14 protein-coding genes and 1 pseudogene are annotated in these 19,777 nt (G+C 43.1%); 9 read left to right on the plus strand and 6 right to left on the minus strand.

What is annotated here, in order from left to right:
• The first annotated feature begins 37 nt into the window (after positions 1-37).
• The gene (creC, locus tag FW759_RS12275; protein ID WP_446443137.1) at positions 38-1,783 is read left to right on the plus strand and encodes a two-component system sensor histidine kinase CreC; all 1,746 of its coding nucleotides are present in this window, start codon (positions 38-40) and stop codon (positions 1,781-1,783) included.
• Between the two features lie 164 nt (positions 1,784-1,947).
• The gene (locus FW759_RS12280) at positions 1,948-2,148 is read left to right on the plus strand and encodes a hypothetical protein (RefSeq protein WP_131539974.1); all 201 of its coding nucleotides are present in this window, start codon (positions 1,948-1,950) and stop codon (positions 2,146-2,148) included.
• A 167-nt stretch (positions 2,149-2,315) separates the two neighbouring features.
• Here the strand turns inward: FW759_RS12280 and aroC are convergent, their stop codons facing one another.
• Positions 2,316-3,419: a chorismate synthase gene (aroC, locus tag FW759_RS12285; RefSeq protein WP_095568817.1), complete on the minus strand. Its 1,104-nt coding sequence runs from the start codon at positions 3,417-3,419 to the stop codon at positions 2,316-2,318.
• 61 nt (positions 3,420-3,480) lie between these two features.
• A complete protein-coding gene (prmB, locus tag FW759_RS12290) occupies positions 3,481-4,653 on the minus strand; it encodes a 50S ribosomal protein L3 N(5)-glutamine methyltransferase (RefSeq protein ID WP_095568818.1) in 1,173 nt (390 codons plus the stop codon).
• A gap of 384 nt (positions 4,654-5,037) precedes the next feature.
• On the opposite strand from prmB, the gene FW759_RS12295 reads away from it, so the two are divergent.
• Positions 5,038-6,420 carry a L,D-transpeptidase family protein gene (locus tag FW759_RS12295; RefSeq protein ID WP_446443146.1) on the plus strand — a complete coding sequence of 461 codons (1,383 nt, stop codon included), beginning with the start codon at positions 5,038-5,040 and terminating at the stop codon, positions 6,418-6,420.
• 112 nt (positions 6,421-6,532) lie between these two features.
• Here the strand turns inward: FW759_RS12295 and FW759_RS12300 are convergent, their stop codons facing one another.
• A complete protein-coding gene (locus FW759_RS12300) occupies positions 6,533-6,733 on the minus strand; it encodes a hypothetical protein (RefSeq protein WP_131392351.1) in 201 nt (66 codons plus the stop codon).
• Positions 6,734-7,004: 271 nt separating this feature from the next.
• Between FW759_RS12300 and FW759_RS12305 the strand changes: the two genes are divergently transcribed.
• From FW759_RS12305 to FW759_RS12325, 5 genes and pseudogenes are all read left to right on the plus strand, one after another.
• Positions 7,005-8,564 (plus strand): DUF389 domain-containing protein, encoded by a 1,560-nt coding sequence (locus tag FW759_RS12305; protein ID WP_443530393.1) that lies wholly within the window; start codon positions 7,005-7,007, stop codon positions 8,562-8,564.
• A gap of 158 nt (positions 8,565-8,722) precedes the next feature.
• Positions 8,723-11,395 carry an alanine--tRNA ligase gene (gene alaS, locus FW759_RS12310; protein ID WP_446443138.1) on the plus strand — a complete coding sequence of 891 codons (2,673 nt, stop codon included), beginning with the start codon at positions 8,723-8,725 and terminating at the stop codon, positions 11,393-11,395.
• Between the two features lie 289 nt (positions 11,396-11,684).
• Complete coding sequence (locus tag FW759_RS12315; RefSeq protein ID WP_062844175.1) at positions 11,685-12,971, plus strand: aspartate kinase; 1,287 nt, start codon at positions 11,685-11,687, stop codon at positions 12,969-12,971.
• Positions 12,972-13,396: 425 nt separating this feature from the next.
• A pseudogene (gene csrA, locus FW759_RS12320) lies at positions 13,397-13,564 on the plus strand (carbon storage regulator CsrA); the annotation flags it as partial.
• A gap of 191 nt (positions 13,565-13,755) precedes the next feature.
• A complete protein-coding gene (locus FW759_RS12325) occupies positions 13,756-14,130 on the plus strand; it encodes a HopJ type III effector protein (protein WP_443509060.1) in 375 nt (124 codons plus the stop codon).
• Between the two features lie 74 nt (positions 14,131-14,204).
• Here FW759_RS12325 and FW759_RS12330 read toward each other — a convergent pair whose 3' ends face one another.
• Together FW759_RS12330 and FW759_RS12335 are read right to left on the minus strand one after the other, a co-directional pair.
• The gene (locus FW759_RS12330; protein ID WP_446443139.1) at positions 14,205-14,516 is read right to left on the minus strand and encodes a YeaC family protein; all 312 of its coding nucleotides are present in this window, start codon (positions 14,514-14,516) and stop codon (positions 14,205-14,207) included.
• A 56-nt stretch (positions 14,517-14,572) separates the two neighbouring features.
• Positions 14,573-15,577, minus strand: a complete 1,005-nt coding sequence (locus tag FW759_RS12335; protein ID WP_062844172.1) for an NAD(+) kinase — start codon at positions 15,575-15,577, stop codon at positions 14,573-14,575.
• A gap of 287 nt (positions 15,578-15,864) precedes the next feature.
• On the opposite strand from FW759_RS12335, the gene FW759_RS12340 reads away from it, so the two are divergent.
• Complete coding sequence (locus tag FW759_RS12340; protein ID WP_062844171.1) at positions 15,865-16,587, plus strand: Bax inhibitor-1/YccA family protein; 723 nt, start codon at positions 15,865-15,867, stop codon at positions 16,585-16,587.
• A gap of 104 nt (positions 16,588-16,691) precedes the next feature.
• Here the strand turns inward: FW759_RS12340 and FW759_RS12345 are convergent, their stop codons facing one another.
• Complete coding sequence (locus FW759_RS12345; RefSeq protein WP_446443140.1) at positions 16,692-19,529, minus strand: heavy metal translocating P-type ATPase; 2,838 nt, start codon at positions 19,527-19,529, stop codon at positions 16,692-16,694.
• Between the last annotated feature and the right edge of the window lie 248 nt (positions 19,530-19,777).

Consider the following 19,777-nt stretch of genomic DNA (forward strand, 5'->3'; position numbering starts at 1 on the left):
TTATCATCTCACAACTTCAAATTGCTTTGCTTAAATCATGACTCATAAAATCGGCAACACTAGCCACAATAGCCAAAGCAATTGGTATGCAAAACTGCATCCTATTGGCACAGCGCAACAAATTGATGAGCCAAAACGCTTACTGAACCTGAGTATTTTTTTTAGGATTTGGTTGGCAGTGGCTTTGGTTTTAGTAATTTGCGGTGTGGTGGCCTTCACTCAGTTGTTTGGCTATGTCAAACCGACTGCCCAGCAAGTTATCGAAGACACCTTGCTCGATACCAGTAAATTTCTTGCGGCAAATTTGCAGTTACCGCTATCTTCAGGGCAACTATATGATGCTACTTATCAAGCCAATTTAGATACGGCATTCGTTGGCCTACCGGCAATTAACAGTGACATAACGCCAGAATATAAGCACGAAGGTTATAGCAGTTTTCGGGTATACGTAACAGATAAGACAGGAGTTGTCATTTATGACTCACTACCTGAGCCTGACAATGACGAAGGACAAGACTATAGCCGTTGGAATGATGTGTATTTGACTTTGAATGGTCAATATGGCGCAAGGAGTACCACCCAAAACCACAATCAGCGTGATGGCACGATCATGTACGTGGCACAGCCTATAAAAAATCCTAGAGGCGCGCTGATTGGTGTGGTGAGTGTTGGTAAGCCAGTCGCTAGTGTGCTGCCTTATTTGGATAACACTCGCAATCGCATGTTTATCACTGCATTACTGATGAGCATTGCAGCTCTTATCTTGGCAGGATTGGTGGCATGGTGGCTCAAGCAAAGCATCACTTTAGTGACTCAGTATACCAGCGCACTGGCTGAAGACACTAAAAAGCCTTACTTCTACCTAGGCCGTGAGCTCAACAGCCTAACAGATACGATTGAGTCTATGAAACATCAGTTAGAAAATCGAGACTACGTCACCGATTATGTTCATACTCTTACCCATGAACTCAAAAGCCCCTTAACCGCAATTCGCGCCAGCAGTGAATTGTTAGAGGACAACGGACTCGATGAAGACGATCGGCAAATGCTTATTCACACCATTGGTGAGCAAAGCATAAAAATGCAGCATCTGATTGATCGCTTACTGTTACTTGCCAAAATTGAACAGCCGACCTTTAAGCTCAATCGCAAATTAACGCCATTATTGCCATTGTTACAAAGTCTGGCAAAAGACAATGCTGCCAAGCTACAACAGCAGCACTTACCACCCATCGAAATCTATATTGATAACGTCTGTTTTACCGAAACAGATCGTTCACAGTCTAATCTAACTGCCAACATAAGCGTTTTTGCTGATCAGTTTTGGCTGGTACAAGTGCTACAGAATGTATTAGACAATGCGATTCATTTTGCCGAAAACACGATCATCATTGATATACGTCAGACAGCAAATACGGTGACGATTGATATATTTAATGATGGAAAATTGCTACCTGAATATGCGGTTGATAAAGCGTTTGATCGTTACTTTAGCTTATCGCATCAAAGTCAAACCACGCACCACTCGACAAGCTACTCTGCCAGCAACATGGCGAACAATGACTCGTCTCAATACCTTGAACAAGAAACACCCAGCATATCTCATAATGTGATCAAGAAAGGGACAGGTCTTGGTTTAACCTTAGTAAAACAAGTCATCGAACATCATGGCGGTCTAGTTGCTATTCACAATATGATGGCAAATGATGGTCAAGATAATATGGCTATGAGCCAGCTTTCTGGCGTGATGGTCAGTATCACCCTACCCTTGGCTAAAGAATAAATTTTTCAAGCAACTCTATACACCTTATTTTAGTAGGCGACTCTAGTATCTTATAAGCTAATGACAGTTCATTAACTTTCCATCATTACTGCATAGATTTTCTATCTCTTTATTTTACGATAGCGTCAGTCACATTCATCATCACTATTAGAGGTAAAAAATCAATGCAACATCTGACTCAGCAATGCCAAATAATAGAAGATTGCTTAGGACATAGTCGTCATTCTTGTCTGCTCGCCTTATCACAGGCAGGTGTTAATAGCATAGCTTTTGGGCATTGGCTTGCCGTTCCTAGCCAGCAGCTACTGTTGGTGTTTCGACATCAGCAATGTGTGGCGATAGAGGGTTATCAGTTGGCAGCTTAAGCCATTGCATATTAAAAGACATTACCCATTAAACTGGCGCGTTATTATCTTGATTAAGTACTTTCTATACGGCCACAAACCACACATCCACAAAAAAGTCCTTGGTCATTTCTAATAAACTACTATTAGAAATAACCAAGGACTAATAAGTATCTCTAACGAGCTGTCTAAATAATCGCCTGCACTGGCGGCTCTACATCTGCATTTTGACCGCGATGACGCAGGTAATGATCGAGCAGTACAATCGCTAGCATGGCTTCAGCAATAGGCGTTGCACGTACCCCAACGCAAGGATCATGACGACCCTTGGTCAACATATCAATTGCCTCACCTTGCGTATTGATACTTTTGCCCGCCGTTGTAATACTAGACGTTGGCTTGAGGGCGATACTCACGCGAATATCTTGACCAGACGAGATGCCACCCAAGATACCGCCTGCATGATTGGCTGTAAATCCATCTGGCGTCATCTCATCACGAGAGCGATGCCCAAACTGTCCGGCTACTGCCATGCCGTCGCCAATTTCAACCCCTTTTACAGCATTGATGCTCATCATGGCATGGGCAATATCTGCATCCAAACGATCAAATACAGGCTCACCAAGTCCAACGGGAACGCCACTGGCAATGACTTCAAGCCGAGCACCACAGCTAGTTCCTTCACGGCGTAAGCTATCTATTAATGTTTCAAAACGGGATACGGCGTCCGTATCCGCACAAAAAAACGGATTACTATTTACAAACTCCCAATCAATTTGGCTGGGGTCAAGCACTTGACTATGTTCATTGCCGATCTGAGTCACATGACCATGAATTTGCACGCCTAAGCGATCTTGCAAATATTTCTTAGCGATAGCACCCGCCGCTACTCGCATTGCTGTCTCGCGTGCTGACGAGCGACCGCCGCCACGATAATCACGAAAACCATATTTCATACTATATGTATAATCGGCATGACCGGGACGAAACGTGTCTTTGATGTCGCTATAATCTTTTGACTTTTGATTGGTATTACGAATCAGTAAACCGATGGAGGTCCCTGTCGTCTTACCTTCAAAAACACCAGAGATAATCTCGACTTCATCAGACTCACGGCGCTGGGTCGAGTATTTAGAAGTACCGGGTTTGCGGCGATCCAAATCTACTTGTAAATCTTCTTCAGACAGTGCTAGACCTGGTGGTACACCATCGACGATTGCCATAAGACCTGCACCATGTGATTCGCCACAAGTGGTCACAGTAAAAACCTGTCCAATACTATTGCCTGCCATATCTATCCTTAAACAAGTAAATGCGACTGATGCTTAGTTGACCAATCCTTTGTAATGTTGCTTATTGAATGCTATCTAATAACTGGACATAAGCCGCAAACAGCTGACGATTTGCCACCAACTCATCATAAGTAATAGCAAAAACCCCATGTCCACCATGGGCAAACTTGAGCCAATCAAACTGGATTTCAGGATAGGCTTGTTTTAAAGCCCATTCACTATCGCCCACTTCACAAATCAGCAACCCTTCTGGACTGAGATAATCTGGCGCTTCAAATAAAATACGATGTACCAAATCTAGTCCATCTTGACCAGCCGCTAACGCATGCTCAGGCTCATATAAAAATTCAGGTGGCAGGTCTGCCATGATAGCGGCATCAACATAAGGAGGATTGGTAACGATTAGCTCGTACTGATTTTCAGTCGGAATCTTAGCAAATAGATCAGACTCGATCACATTAACTTGATGACCAAGATCATGATGATCGACGTTGACCATTGCTACCTCTAACGCCCCTTTATCAATATCTACGGCATCAACTAGGGCATCAACAAAACGCGTTGCAAGGGCAATAGCAATACAGCCTGAACCCGTACACAAGTCTAAAATACGCTCAGGCTGCGACAATTGCTTAACATCTAAGCCATGATCGTAAAAGCTTGCCGTCTGCTCATTCATACCAATTTTGAGTGGTTTGGCCAACTCACTCACTTCAAAGTAAGGATAAAACTGTTGGCGAATCAATTCTGCTATGGGTGAGCGTGGGATTAAAACACGTTCATCAACGTAAAAAGGCAGATCACAAAAATAAGATAAGTTGATTAAATAACTCAGTGGTTTGCGCTCAGCAATACGCTCTTCCAATAAGTCCAGTACCACTTGCTTCTCTGATGTCGTCAAACGGCAATCTAGAATCTGCTCATTGGCCGACCAATCTAACGCTAATGAATGTAAGACAATAGCAGATGCTTCTGCAAATTCATCCGTAGTGCCTTGCGCAACGACCACATCATAGTTACGCAGTTGCGTGACCGAGAAACGAATGAAATCGCGAATACTCACCAGCTGCTCGCGTGCTTCTTCTAGCTCGGCATGCAAGTTGGCAAATTCACCCTGCTCAGCAAGAAGTCCTGTCTCCAAATCATACTCTACCTCATTTTCAAAGTTCTGAGACTCATCATTAAGATATTGATTTTGAAACTCTTCTGCACTCATGGTTTGGTCTTCTGACATATGGCACCTTACTGATTGCATGGTCACTAAACACACGCGAATGGGTTAAATTGCTTTTTACGAAAAGCCAATCTATTAAATAAAAATCTAACCTCACATTATAGACATAAACAAGGAGGAGCGCCAATACTTGCATTTATATCGGTTTCTTACCCTATATCGATTTTTCACCCTAATGGTAAGTAGCTTTCATACTTAGAAAGAGTCGTAAGAGTTGAATGGTATTAAATACACATCTTCGCTAGGTTATTACCCAAATGTAGTGAATACGTCAACAGTTGACGTTTAGCAAGGCTTAAGTGAAAAAAGATGTGTCAAAAGTTTGCGAAGCAGCCAAATTATGCGCATAATAGCCGCATTAGTAGCAACTACAAGTGATTCAATATTATGAAAATAAAGCCCATTATTACTGCCATATCTATCGCTATCGTTGGTGCCAGTGTTAGCGCGCTTGCCGCCCCTACTGAGAATACTCGCACATTGCCAGTACGTACGGCTGACTCACTACCTAGTATCGCTCAGAAAGTTAGCCTTAATGTGCAAGAAAACCGTAGCAATTCATTAGATACTCGTGTGCAGTCTGAATCCGCTGATCGTATGACGCAGCTGATTGATTCAAGGCAAAAGTCTGAAGCGCCTCAAGCGGTCGCAGCAGATAACATGAGTGCGGCTGAGTTGACGCTAAAAGATGAACAATCTGACAATACTGACGATATCAGTGAAGGTCAAGCGGTTGCTGCCCCTAGCAATGTGGCTTCTATTGATTCTTCTGATCCACTCGCTTTTGATCTACCTGAAAGTGAAAAACGTCAAGATTTCAGTGATGATCCGACCATCAAGAATATTGAAGACAAAGATGGCAAAAGATATACCACACTGAATTTGTCAAACTACGCTAAGCAGGTCAATGAGGCCACTTGGTCACCTAACATGAAAGTTAACTCAGCAATGACCATTAAGATGCAAGCATTGCTGGATTGGAACCATGCTTCTCCTGGTCCTGTTGACGGTGGCTGGGGTATGAACAGCAAAAAGGCCCTTATCAACTTTCAGGCCATGAAGGGATTACCAACAACAGGTAAAATGGATCAAAAAACATGGGATGCCTTAGTTAAAAACATTCCTGCTAATAAGCCTGTATTGGTTACTTATACGATTACTGAAGATGACATCAAAACCAATTTTGCATCTACACCTGCTGGCGCAGAGGCAAAATCAAAGATGAAAGGTCTTTATTACCAAGACATTAAAGAGATGTTTGGTGAACGCTTCCATATGGATGTGCGCTATTTAGACAAGTTGAATAAAAACAAAACTTACAAAGCGGGTGAGACCATCACTGTTCTTAATACTCGTGGTCCACTTAATCAGCGCATCAATCGTGTGGTTGCCAATAAAGCAGACAAAACACTATATGCTTACAATGACAACAAACTGGTTGCCACTTATCCGACTACCGTAGGTAGTGATGCTACACCGTCACCAAAAGGTACTTTTAAGATCATTAATAAAGTAAAAATGCCTTGGTATAAAGCCACCGTTGGTGAAGGTGCCCAGAAAAAAGTTCATATGTTGCCACCAGGACCAAACAATCCTGTCGGCGTCGTATGGATGGGTTTATCTAAGCCTTCTTATGGATTACATGGTTCACCACAGCCTGAAGGTATCAGTCGCCAAGGATCAGCGGGCTGTGTTCGCTTGACCAACTGGGATGTGTTAGAGGTTTATGCTAATATTGAGAACGGTGCTACTGTCGAGCTAAAATAACTGTCAGCACTAAATGCATTAGTATGAATATAAAAAAGACCTTGATATCAAGGTCTTTTTTTATGGCCGGATTTATAAGCACTGAAGCGCCTTATGATTAAAGTCTTATGTTTTAAGCTTCATTTCCCGTAATGCTACCCACCTTTTTAGAAAAAAATAGTGCCTCAGGAATAGCAACTATCATTCCTAATATTGCTACTATGAGGATATGTACTATTTCATCAAACCCTGTGACTAAGGCAGCAACTATAAAAATGCCCATCGTGACCGTTACGGCTATCAGATAAACAACACAAAACAATGACCAGTTCATACTTTATTCCTCATTTATATTGTGGATATAACTACTTTATACACTATACCCACATAAAAAATAAGGTTTTACTATAACTCTTGAGGTCAACCATACTAAATGACCAATCATAAAAAACCATGCTACTATTAAGGTTTTTGTTTTTACTCTGAAAAAGTCCTAATTTCTATCTACCTAAGAATAAATAATCATCCACAAAAAACTTCTATGCCTTTGTATATTTATCATTACAATAACGACTCTCTTTTATCTTCTAATCAAGTTATTTGCTATGAAAAAACCCAAAGACACTTCTTCCGACAAGTTGACAGCTTTTCAGGATTCAACAGAGATAACGGATGCTAAAGATACGGCTGCTCAGTCTGATTTTTTGACGCAGACCGATACTGATATTTCTATGATAGAAGAGACAGAAGATGATGATTTAGACGAAACCGTTGAAGATACAGCTTGTGCGCAGCCACCTGAAGCAAAAGTCAAAATAGAATCACTTGCGCCTGATGTCGTAGTGGCCTCGCTTGAAACCTCTGAACCAGAAGAAGATTCAGTTGAAAATGAGTCACAAGCACACTCAGAAGAGGTATCAAAACAAGAAGACATCAAGCTAGAAACACCTCCAGATGTGGACTTACCAGAACAAGAAAGCGATGAATTGACAACTTATCAATCATCAACAGAGAGTGATGACACACAAGACGAAGTCAATAAAGAAGAAGATCAAGAGGAAGAAGTCAAAGAAAAAAAGGAAGCCAAACTTGAGTCTTATAAGCAATTTGTAGCAGAGCAATTTAGCAATCAAAAAGTAGATTATCCAGAAGTCAGAGTCACCATTGAGGCAAATGCGCTACCCAGTAAAATGTATTTCATTATGAATATACTATCTGCCATCATCGCAAGCTATGGACTGGTGACCAACTCGGCAGCGGTAGTCATTGGCGCAATGTTGGTTGCAATGATGCTAGGTCCAATTACAGGGGTTGCATTAGCAATCATTGATCACCGTATGCCATTGCTACGTAAATCAATTCTTACTGTGCTCAGCGGTGTGACGTTAGTGGTATTAGTAGGGTTTATTGTAGGATGGTTGCACAAAGATCAGTCATTAACAGCAGAAATCCTATCGCGTACCCAGCCTACTTCTATGGACTTGATGATTGCTTTAGCAGGTGGTACTGCTGGTGCCTATGCCATGGTATCACCCCATCTTTCAGTTGCTGTGGTTGGAGTTGCTGTTGCCACTGCGTTGGTGCCACCTCTTGCTGCTAGTGGGATTTTATTTGCCCATGGCGAGCCTCAACTGGGCTTGGGTGCACTTTTATTAGCCGCGACAAACATCATTGCCATCCAATTTACCAATGCGCTTGTATTATGGGTCTTGGGGTTTCGTCGTCTGGTCGATGACGACTATCAATCAAATACTTATCTCACGTTTTTGCAACGCAACGCTGTCACTTTATTATTACTGGGTGGATTGGGTACATATTTGACCATCAATTTGCAGACTAATGCCAAACAGCAAGCCTTTGAAAATAATGTTAAAGAGACCATCACTGCGTACTTTACTGATAAAGGCAATGTATTGACCAATACTCAATTTGATGTCACAGATGAGCGCCAAGTCGTGCGTGCAATTATTCGCGGTGAAACCACGCCTAGCGCTTATGATGTACGCCAAATCGAAACCACGATTACTCAGGACATGACAAAAAACTTCCCCAGTTATTTACCAATTAAACTGCAACTGCGCTATTTACCTGTGCAAGTGATTGAATCTGATCCATTAATACAAGATAAGCTCGATGAGACTGATGCGGCAATTTTGACCAATTAATCTCTATTTTGGTCAGCCATTTTTGGTTCACAAAACTGCTGGCTTTATTCACACAATACGTTAGCGGTTGTATATCTTGTACCAAGAGCCTTGGCGTTTGTGCTAAAATCGCATGCAAAATTATTTTACTCAATTCTATCCGTCAGTAAGGAGCCGCTGTGAGCCAGCCATTTCGCTCAGCCGATATTCGCCAAGCCTTTATCGATTTTTTCATAAGCAAGCAGCACACCCAAGTTTCATCGTCCAGCTTGATTCCACATAATGACCCAACATTGTTATTTACCAATGCAGGTATGAATCAATTTAAAGAGACATTTTTGGGTATGGAGACGCGCGACTATACACGCGCTGTGACCTCACAAAAATGTGTACGTGCTGGCGGTAAACATAACGACTTAGACAATGTCGGCTATACTGCACGTCATCATACGTTTTTTGAGATGCTTGGCAACTTCTCTTTTGGTGACTACTTTAAACAAGCAGGTATTGAATATATCTGGGAGTTTTTGACATCGGCTGAGTGGTTAGCGATTGACAAAGACCGTCTATACGTCACTATTTATGAAACCGATGATGAAGCCTTTGATATTTGGCACAAAACAATCGGTATTCCAAGCGATCGCATCATTCGTATCGGTGATAACAAAGGCGCACCTTACGCATCAGACAATTTTTGGACCATGGGCGACACGGGTCCTTGTGGGCCTTGTACTGAAGTCTTTTATGATCACGGCGCGGATATCGAAGGTGGTCTGCCGGGCACACCAGAAGAAGATGGCGATCGCTATATTGAGATTTGGAATTGCGTATTTATGCAATTCAATCGTCAAAAAGACGGTACGTTACTACCGCTACCAGCGCCAAGTGTGGATACTGGTATGGGGCTTGAGCGTATTAGTGCGATCATGCAAGGCGTTCATGGCAACTATGAGATTGATTTATTCACGCATTTGATGGATGCAGCAGCTGAGATTTTAGCGATTAAAAATGAACAACAATCGTCGTTAAAAGTCATCGCTGATCACATTCGTGCCGTGGCATTTTTGATTGCGGATGGTGTCACGCCAAGCAATGAAGGCCGTGGATATGTACTACGCCGTGTGATACGCCGTGCGGTACGCCATGGTAATAAGCTTGGTGCGGACAGTGATTTCTTTTATAAAATGGTTGCGCCACTGGTCGCTGAAATGGGCACTGCCTATCCAGAATTAGTAGACAAGCAAAGCGTCATAGAGAATGCCATTCAAAAAGAAGAAGCGCAGTTTGCTAAGACACTTGCCCAAGGATTACGTTTGCTTGCCAGCGAGCTTGAAGGCTTGCAAGATGGTGACACGCTTTCTGGTGAAGCCGCCTTCAAGCTGTATGATACTTATGGTTTTCCGATTGATTTGACCGCTGACATCACACGTGAACGCGGTATCGCCATTGATGAAGCGGAATTCGATGAACATATGCAGGCACAGCGTGAGCGTGCTCGCGATGCTGGCAAGTTTGACGTCGATTATAGCAGCGTTATCCAAGTCGAAACACCAACGACATTTATCGGTTATGAACAATTAGAAGAAAATGGCGTTACGGTCAATGCGCTTTATCAAGATGGCAATGCCATTGATCGCCTAACTGAAGGCACAGAAGGTGTGGTCGTACTTGACCGCACCCCTTTCTATGCTGAAGGTGGTGGTCAAGTTGGTGAGCTTGGCGAAATTCGCACCGAGTCAGGTGTGTTTGAAGTTCAAGATACCAAAAAATCAGGGCAGGCAATCATTCATTATGGTGTGGTAACCATGGGTGATATCAGCGTTAAGCAAGCAGCAGAGGCTCAAGTGCTGTCTAGCATTCGTGCAGCAAGTGCCAAAAACCACTCTGCCACTCACCTTTTGCATGCAGCACTAAGAGAAGTATTAGGCGAAGAGGTTACCCAAAAAGGCTCACTGGTCTCAAGCGAAGTACTGCGTTTTGATTTTTCGTATGATAGACCCGTTAGTGCCGCTGAAATCGCACGCGTAGAGCGTCTTGTCAATGAGCAAATTCAAGCCAACACCCCTGCTCGCATTGAGCATATGGCGATCGATGAAGCGATGAAACAAGGTGCCATGGCGCTGTTTGGCGAAAAGTACGGCAGTGACGTTCGCGTCCTTACCATGGGTACAGACAGCATTGTCGATGGTCAGCGTAAACCTTTCTCTATCGAGCTGTGTGGTGGTTTGCATGTACAACGCACTGGTGATATTGGGGTACTCAAAATCACTAGCGAATCAGGCATTGCAGCTGGTATTCGCCGTATCGAAGCCGTCACTGGCATGAATGCGATTAAAAATATTCAGCAAAGCGAAATACAGCTAAGTGAATTGGCCAGTCAACTAAAAGTGAAACGTCCTGAAGTAGCGCAGCGTGTACGTACCATGGCTGATAAGCAACGCGATCTAGAAAAACAATTAGAGCGCTTGCAACAAAAAATGGCCAGTGCTCAAGCGGCGAATCTAATGGATGACGTTCAGACCATCGCTGGCACACCCGTTCTTATCAGCACCTTAAGTGGTATCGATGGCAAGTCCATCCGTACGCTAATGGATGATATCAAATCCAAACTGCCTGATAGCATTATTGTTTTGATTGGTGATAAAGACGAGCAATTAGCCCTAGCAGCCAGTGTCTCAAAATCTCTCACTGCTAAAATAAAAGCGGGCGATATCATCCGTCATTTAGCAAGTGAGCTGGGCGGTAAAGGCGGCGGTAAGCCAGATTATGCTCAAGGTGGTGCCCCTAAAATTGGTAATAGTGCAGCTGTTATTAATGCCCTACCTGCTTGGGTCGAAACTCAGCTTGGCTAAATGTCAATAAGTATTATCTGCAGGATATGTGATTGGTTATAACGGTTATAACCAATCGCCATACATCTAAGCCACACGGGCACTTAACGTGGTGGCGCAGATATGATATAAAGGTCAACGCTTGAACACATTGTTCACTCATCCAGTCTAAAGCACATATTATTGAATAAATAAAAAGCATAAGACGCAACTCTTATAATACGGCTTTGTCTATGCACGCATTGATTGATTGTCATATTGACTCTCATTGATGATGAAAAGGCCATTAATGAATAATAGGTAGGTTTTTATGGCGTTAATAGTACAAAAATACGGCGGCACCTCGATGGGCAGTATCGACCGCATTAAAAACGTCGCCAAACGAGTCAAACGCTGGCATGACAATGGTCATCAAGTGGTCGTTGTGGTATCTGCCATGAGTGGCGAAACCAACCGTTTAATCGATCTGGCACGCCAAATTAGCAATCAGCCTGATCCGCGTGAATACGACCAAATGGTCTCAACAGGTGAGCAGGTTTCTATCTCACTACTCGCTATGGCAATCAAAGAACTTGGTATTGGTGCCCGCTCATTCACTGGTCGTCAAGTCGCTATCAAAACTGATAATGCCCATAATAAAGCGCGTATCGAAAGCATTGATGATGAAAATATTCGTGAACAGCTGGACGCGGGTAATATCGTTATCGTGGCAGGCTTTCAAGGTATTGATGACGAAGGAAATGCGACCACATTAGGCCGTGGTGGCTCTGACACGACAGGTGTTGCTATTGCTGCTGCTCTGGGTGCTGATGAGTGTCAAATTTATACAGATGTCGATGGCGTCTACACTACTGACCCACGTGTTACCTCAAAGGCCAAAAAGCTTGAAAAAATAACCTTTGAAGAAATGCTCGAAATGGCAAGTCTAGGCTCTAAGATTCTTCAGATTCGCTCAGTCGAGTTCGCTGGTAAATATGGTGTGCCTTTGCGTGTACTCTCTAGCTTTGATGAAAATACCGACGGTAGCTTTGACCAAGAGTTTCAAGATAATGTTGGCACACTAATTACGATAGACGAAGGAGACAATATGGAACAGGCAATCATCTCAGGTATCGCATTCAACCGAGACGAAGCGAAAATTGTAGTGCGCGGTGTACCTGATCATCCTGGTATTGCCTCTGCTATCTTAAGCCCTATTGGCCGCGCCAATATTGAAATCGATATGATCGTACAAAATTTATCGGTCAATGGCACAACAGACTTCACGTTTACAGTCAATCGTTCTGACTTAGACAAAACCATGAAAGTACTTAATGATGAAGTCAAAGACGAGATTGGTGCCAAAGAAATATTGGGCAATAGTGAAGTCGTTAAAGTCTCTTTAGTTGGTGTTGGTATGCGTTCACACGCAGGCGTTGCCAGCTTAATGTTTCAGACTTTGGCTGAAAACAATATCAACATCCAAATGATATCTACTAGCGAAATCAAAGTGTCTGTACTGATTCAAGATCAGCATTTGGAAAAAGCCGTCAAATCGCTACATACTGCTTTTGGTCTTGATCGTGAAGAAGGCGAAAGTAAAATCGCTGGACTATAGTATCCGTTGAGAGACCAAATAACGGTTCTATAACACTATTTTTAGTAACTGAGCCATCATATTTGTCAAAGCTTATGAAATGCGGATTTGACTTGCATGGTTTTTCACGGGTTAACTATAAGTTACCGACAATAATACGTAGATAAAATAGGGTCTTTTTAGATCCTATTTTTATTTCTTATTATTGCTCGGGTGAGTATTTACCTAATAGTTTTGTGAAAACCCGTGACAGTATCTGTTATGGCACCTATAATAGGCTTTCATTTGGGCTAAATGAATCTACCTATCATCGCCGCTATCGGCACAACGTTCAGCATTGTAGTTATGATTAATATAATGCGTGTTTAGTGCTTCGGTGATGTCCTGCAATTGAGAATTAATCTAATGAGTAATAATTTGTTGATGCGACATAAGGAGTGTGACGCATGTTAATTTTGACACGCCGCGTGGGCGAAACGCTAATGATTGGCGACGAGGTCAGTGTAACTGTACTAGGCGTCAAAGGTAATCAAGTTCGCATTGGTGTTAATGCACCTAAAGATATCGCTGTACATCGCGAAGAGATCTACCAACGTATTCAGCATGAGCGTTCTGTACAGTCGCAAATGCAGCATCTTGAGCAAGGCAGTTTTGCGCCTTCATTTGATGATGAAGACTATTTTAATCGCTAAGCCAATCTTTGATACTTAGTAATTAGCTACCTAGTAATTAACTATTATTGGGTATTATATTTTTAGAATTACTGTGTTTTTGCTTTTTTAATCTGCTCTGAGGTCATTTATTTATGAGTATTCGCCAATCAGATGTATCGGCTCTACTTAATGGTTTGAATAAAAAAGCCATTGGATTCAATGATGTCATCAGCTTTATTGATGATTTTTATCGCTATGCACCTGCCCCATTCGTGAATGGCATGGTACATAATGCAGCTGGTGAAAACGAAGGTAGTGCGAAAATTTTTGGCTTTGCCAGGCACCATGGTCTAAACCAGTTAGACACGCTAAAACTGTTTGGCGAGCATTATACCAAAGTTCAGGCCACTCCTAACGGTACTGATCATGCCAATATTCGTAACTTTCTACATTGGGGCTGGCAAGGGTTTTTGATGCAAAAAAACCCCCTAACCGTGCGCCCAAGCGTTGATACGACTGCACTTTAATTATCTGTTAAGCACAAAAAAGCCACGCTAACTAGCGTGGCTTTTTTGCAGCAGTCTACTATCAATCATTCAATTTATTTATTATGAAACTTAATAGGCTGTACTGCGCCTTTAGGGTTGGGCATATTAGGATAGTGATGCTCGTGCTCCACATCACATTCTGCGCCAACGATATCACCATTGTCTTTGAGTGGTTTATGAATAAAGCCTGTGCGCTCGGCAGGTGATAAATGTTCATGCTCCCAAATCATCACTGCTTGCATACAGGTCTCGCGTTGCTCAGCGGTCAATTTACGACCATCAGGCCACTTCCCCAGCTCAATTGCCATACGGAACTTGTCGACCAAATCTGGCGTTAAACTTGCTAATATTGTTTGCTTATCCATCTTACCTACTCTCCAACACTATTTTCTATATAACGTATTTTATATCACTGATTCAATTACTCATCGTCCATAATATCATCATCGACATCGAGACTGAATTCTTCTGCATGGACGTTCCAGTGTAGTTTTGTCCGGCAAGCTTCATAAAAGTCGAATCCAGGTGGATGCAATAAAGTAAGTTTATCAGGATGCTTACGAATATAAAGACGTTGTTCTTGTTCAAGCGGTACACTTGGCTTACCATCTGCACTAACCATTGGTTGAGTGCGATTGTCCTCATGAATACGAATGCAAACTTCACTATTACCACTGACCACAATCGGTCGACTAGATAGCGTGTGCGGATGCATAGGAACCAAACAAATGGCATCCATGCTTGGATGAATAATGGGACCACCACCAGACAAAGCATACGCCGTTGATCCTGTTGGTGTGGCAGCTATTAAGCCATCGCTATGCTGCCTGTAAACGTCCTGACCGTCAATTTTCATCTGAAAGTCAATCATATGTACCGACTTACCCGCATGTAAGACCACGTCATTGAGCGCCATATCTTCATGGATGATTTTACGCCCTTCGCGTATTTCCATGGTCAAGAGAAACCGATGATCGAGTTGATAGTCACCCATTAATACTTGACGCAACTTAAATGCAGCCTCGTCCGGTTTGACATCCGCCAAAAAACCTAAGCGGCCACGGTTAACACCTAATACTGGTACACGATAGCGCGCCAGCGCTTCAGCAGCATGTAAGATTGACCCATCACCGCCAACGACAATGACCAGATCACAAATCTCGCCAATCAGGCCACGCTTCACAATTTTAACTTTTTCAATTTCGGTTAGATCTAATGTGGGCAAGTTTGCCGTTTGCACATCCATAATTAGCGTGAGATTCATCTCATTAATGGTCTGGGCAATCTGTACCAAGCTTTGAGTAACGCTACGCTTACCCGCACGCCCCATCAAACCAATACGTCTAAAAGCTGGGTTTTTAATAGCGTGGAATAGCTCTGATTCATGTAAGTGTGGCAATCTGGCTGACTGCGCTGAGTTTTCCATAAAACGACTCGGTATAACGGTAAATTACAGAGCAATGATAGCGATAAATGAACGCTTAGACTAGCACGTTTATGAATTATCCTTGTTAACTGTCGTAATCTGGTTCATAAGAGTCGCCTCACTCACTCTTTGGGTAGGTAGATTGAGCGGTGCAGCATTTTTTCAATCAGTACACAATGTAAAGCTATGCTCAAACCCTGACTGTTGTCACGCAAACACAGTTGACAATAATGGCGGTTTTGCTAAAGTAACTGATATTTATATAATTTATTATTAAGGATACATGTATGGCCAATCCTATTGTCAGTCGCGCAGAACTTGCGATCGGCGGTAATCCAATGACGGTCAAGGGTGTGATTCAAAAGACCAGTCTGTTACTTGGCTTATCTGCTATCACTGGTGTGGGCTTTTTCTTTTATGCCCTTATGGCAGGGCTATCGCAGGGTTTTATCACAATGGCAGCTTTTGGTAGCATGATTGCTGCATTTGTTCTCGCCCTTGTGATCACCTTTAAACCACAAAAAGCCAAGACGTTGGCAGTGCCTTATGCATTGCTAGAAGGTATATTTTTGGGCGGTATTTCCCTATTCTTTATGAGAATGTACCCAACAGTACCCGTTACTGCAATGTGCGCCACCTTTGTCACAGCAGCAGTGATGCTAGGACTATATCGTTCGGGCTTGGTTAAAGTCACCGAAAAGTTCCGTTCAATTGTGACCTCAGCCGTTATCGCCATTATGCTTGTTTACGTCGCACAGTGGGTACTTTCTTTAGCATTTGGCTCAACCTTACCGTTTTTGTTTGAAGGTGGCGCTATTGCCATTGGCTTTAGTCTGTTCGTGATTGTCATTGCTTCTTTTACACTTTTATTAGACTTTGACAACATCGATCGTGGCGTGGCAATGGGTATTTCTGAAGACTACGAATGGTTATTCAGTATTGGTATCCTTGCAACACTGGTATGGATGTACATTGAATTCATGCGTTTGCTTAGCTACCTACAAGACTAATCTAATGCTTACCACCAGTCTTTAAAACAACCAACTATTTTCAATCAAAAACCGTCTTTTACCGAAGGCGGTTTTTTTATGAGCTGAATAAAACAATTACCAATCTAAGCACGCTTTAAACGCAGCGCATTTAGTACGACGAACAATGAGCTTAGTGACATACCAATGGCAGCAAGCCATGGTGGCACATAACCTAATGCCGCTGGTATCAATACGACGCCATTATAGATAAGCGCCCAGCGAAAGTTTTGTTTGATAATGCGTTCAGCTTTATCAGCGATACGCTTGGCAGCAGTAATGGCTTCGATTTGTCCATTTAAAATAATACTATCACTAGATACTTGTGCCAAATCTGCTGCACCTGCAATTGAGGTTGAGACATCGGCGGCGGCCAATACTGGCGCATCATTGATACCATCGCCCACCATGAGCACTATCGCACCTTTCGCTTGCAACTGCTGAATATGATTGACCTTATCAGTGGGCGATAAGCCATTATAGGCGTATTGCATGCCTAAATTTTGGGCCATGACCAGCGCTTGGTGACTTGGGTCGCCTGTCAACATGACTGCTTCAATATTCGATGCTTTGAGCGTATCAAGCATGGCTTTCGCACTATCGCGTACTTTGTCATTAAAATAGAAACAGGCCAACGCTTGCCAAGATGCTGACTGATTTCGCTGACAAGACAGCACCACCGCTGAGCTGGCTCGATGCATCTCCAAATCAATACTAAGGTCTTGACCGCTTTTAGTGTTGTTTATGCCATCCAGAGCAAAGTCTATATGACCAATGCGATAAAGTATCCCATCGATCATTGCTTCCACACCGCCCGCTGGGTAATGCTGTAAGTTTTGTGTTGCTGGCAAATGCAGTTGGTAGGCTGCGGTTAGTAAAGCATGGGCAATAGGATGACGACTCCCTACTTCCAGCGCAGCAGCAATTGCTAGCACTTCGTCTTTTTGCGCAGACGTTGTGAGATTGCGATCCTTATCTGTACAGTTAAGCACTATTTCATTATGAGAAGCGGTTAACTCAATATTGAGCAAATTGGGTTTGCCATAAGTCAACGTACCTGTTTTGTCAAACGCTACATGGGTAATTTCAGCAAGCGTTTGCAGGGTATGGCCACGCGTGGTCAAAAATCCATAGCTTGCCAGCCGATTGGTAGCCACTGTCAGCGCAATGGGCGTCGCTAAAGAGAGCGCACAAGGACAGGTTGCCACCAAGACTGCGACCGTGGCCCAAATGGCTTGACTTGGCTCAACGATGTACCAGCCTACAAAGACCAAAACGGACAATACCAAAATTCGAGCAACAAACCAACGTGCCAGTTTGTCCGCCTGCTGTGCAAGTTTTGGTTTTTCACTCATGGCTCGGTTCATCAGTCGATCAATCAAGCCAATCTGACTGTCTTCTGGTAGCGCTGTTACCAACATCTCAAAAGGTTGGCTGTCGTTTTGCGCACCGCCAACAATATAATCTCCTTGAGTCTTTAAAATCAAATCACCCTCACCCGTTAGTAGGCTTTGTGACACGGTTGCGGTTGGGCTGAGTAGAATGCCGTCACTAATAATCTCACAGCCCGCCTCAATCATAATGATGTCACCCACCTGCAAACTATGGGCAGTCATCATCTGTTTTTCTTCTAGACTGTCCGGCTGTGACATGGCTGATGATTGATGCCGTGTTTGCTGCCAATCTTGTGCAATCTGTGAGGTTATTTGATAGACATTGGCATCCATACTCTGCATAAAATTTGGCATAACGCTGGCAGTGCTTTGCAAATTGGCATCGCTTACGCCCAAGTCATCAACCGGATCACTGGTATCTGTGTTTTTCTTCTCAATACTCACTTGCGTGAGCACATTTTGCTCTAACTGCTGCAAAATTTGCCGCGCTGCTGCCTTATTTTCAGCAATCTTCTGTACCAGCACAGGTTCGACCACCACCAAATCGTTTGCCATTGTGGCCGCTTTTAGGCGTGCATTGTGCTCAATGTAACGCCCTGCTAATAAGAAGAAAACAAACATACTGACTGAGTCATAATAGGTTTCTCCTTGGCCCGTCACAGTGGCATAAAGACTTGCAAAGAAAGTAATGATTAAAGCAACGCTAACGGGCACATCCATATTGACTTGACGCGCGCGAATCGCTGACCATGCAGAGGTAAAAAAAGGAATGGCGGCATAGAAGAAAACAGGCGTACTAACGAACAAGGATACCCAACGCAAAAAGTCCCGTTGAAAAACCAACATGTCACTGTACTCGCCAAAATACAGCGCAACCGCATACATCATGGCTTGCATAGAACCTAGAGCAGCAATGCCTAGGCGCAGTATCATTTGGTTATTGTGACGTGCCAGCATGGCCTCATGAGTATCTTGCCGATAAGGCTTTGCCTCATAGCCAATTTCATTGATAACAGCTAAGATACGACTGATGGGCAGTTTGCTCTCATCCCAAACCACTCGCATACGCTGACTGGTCAAGTTTACCTGACACTGACGAATACCATCTAGCTCATCTAGCCGCGATTCAATCAACCATGTGCAAGCAGCACAGCGTAAGTTATTGACGGACAGCTCTGCGACTGAAAGTCCATCTTGTGCATAGACAAACTGCGACTTTATTTCATCGTGATCATAAACTTCGAGGCGGTTCAATTGGGTTGGTAGACTTGCAGTGCGATTAATTTCTGAACGGTCTAGATAATACTGTTCAAGCCCCGCTTCCACAATGCTTTGTGAGGCCAGTTGACAGCCCATACAGCACATTTCACGTGACTTGCCTAATATCTCAGCATGAAAGGGTGGCTGCGGCACTGGATCACCGCAGTGAAAACAGTGACCAGCGAGGGGTAGTACCAAGCCTTCGATGATAGAGTTATCTTCATAAGGATGGCTGCTACCCGATGCCACTTGTGATGGAGTACTAGACATAATCGCACTTACTTCCTTTATATAGGTTTTCTCAAACCCTATTTGTTCTTAGTAAACTTGCTATTATTGATGGTGCTGAACACCATCCAATATAGCGGTTTGCAATAGTATCGATGCCAGTTAGTTTACGCAGAATAAAAACTCAATGACGAATTCATAGAAAATACATCGTGATAGCAGTCGTAAATTGCTATCTTAATGCCATTCATAAATCCAATTAAAAGCGGCCGACGATTTATTACCAATAT

Source organism: Psychrobacter sp. 1176_08, from assembly GCF_052850615.1.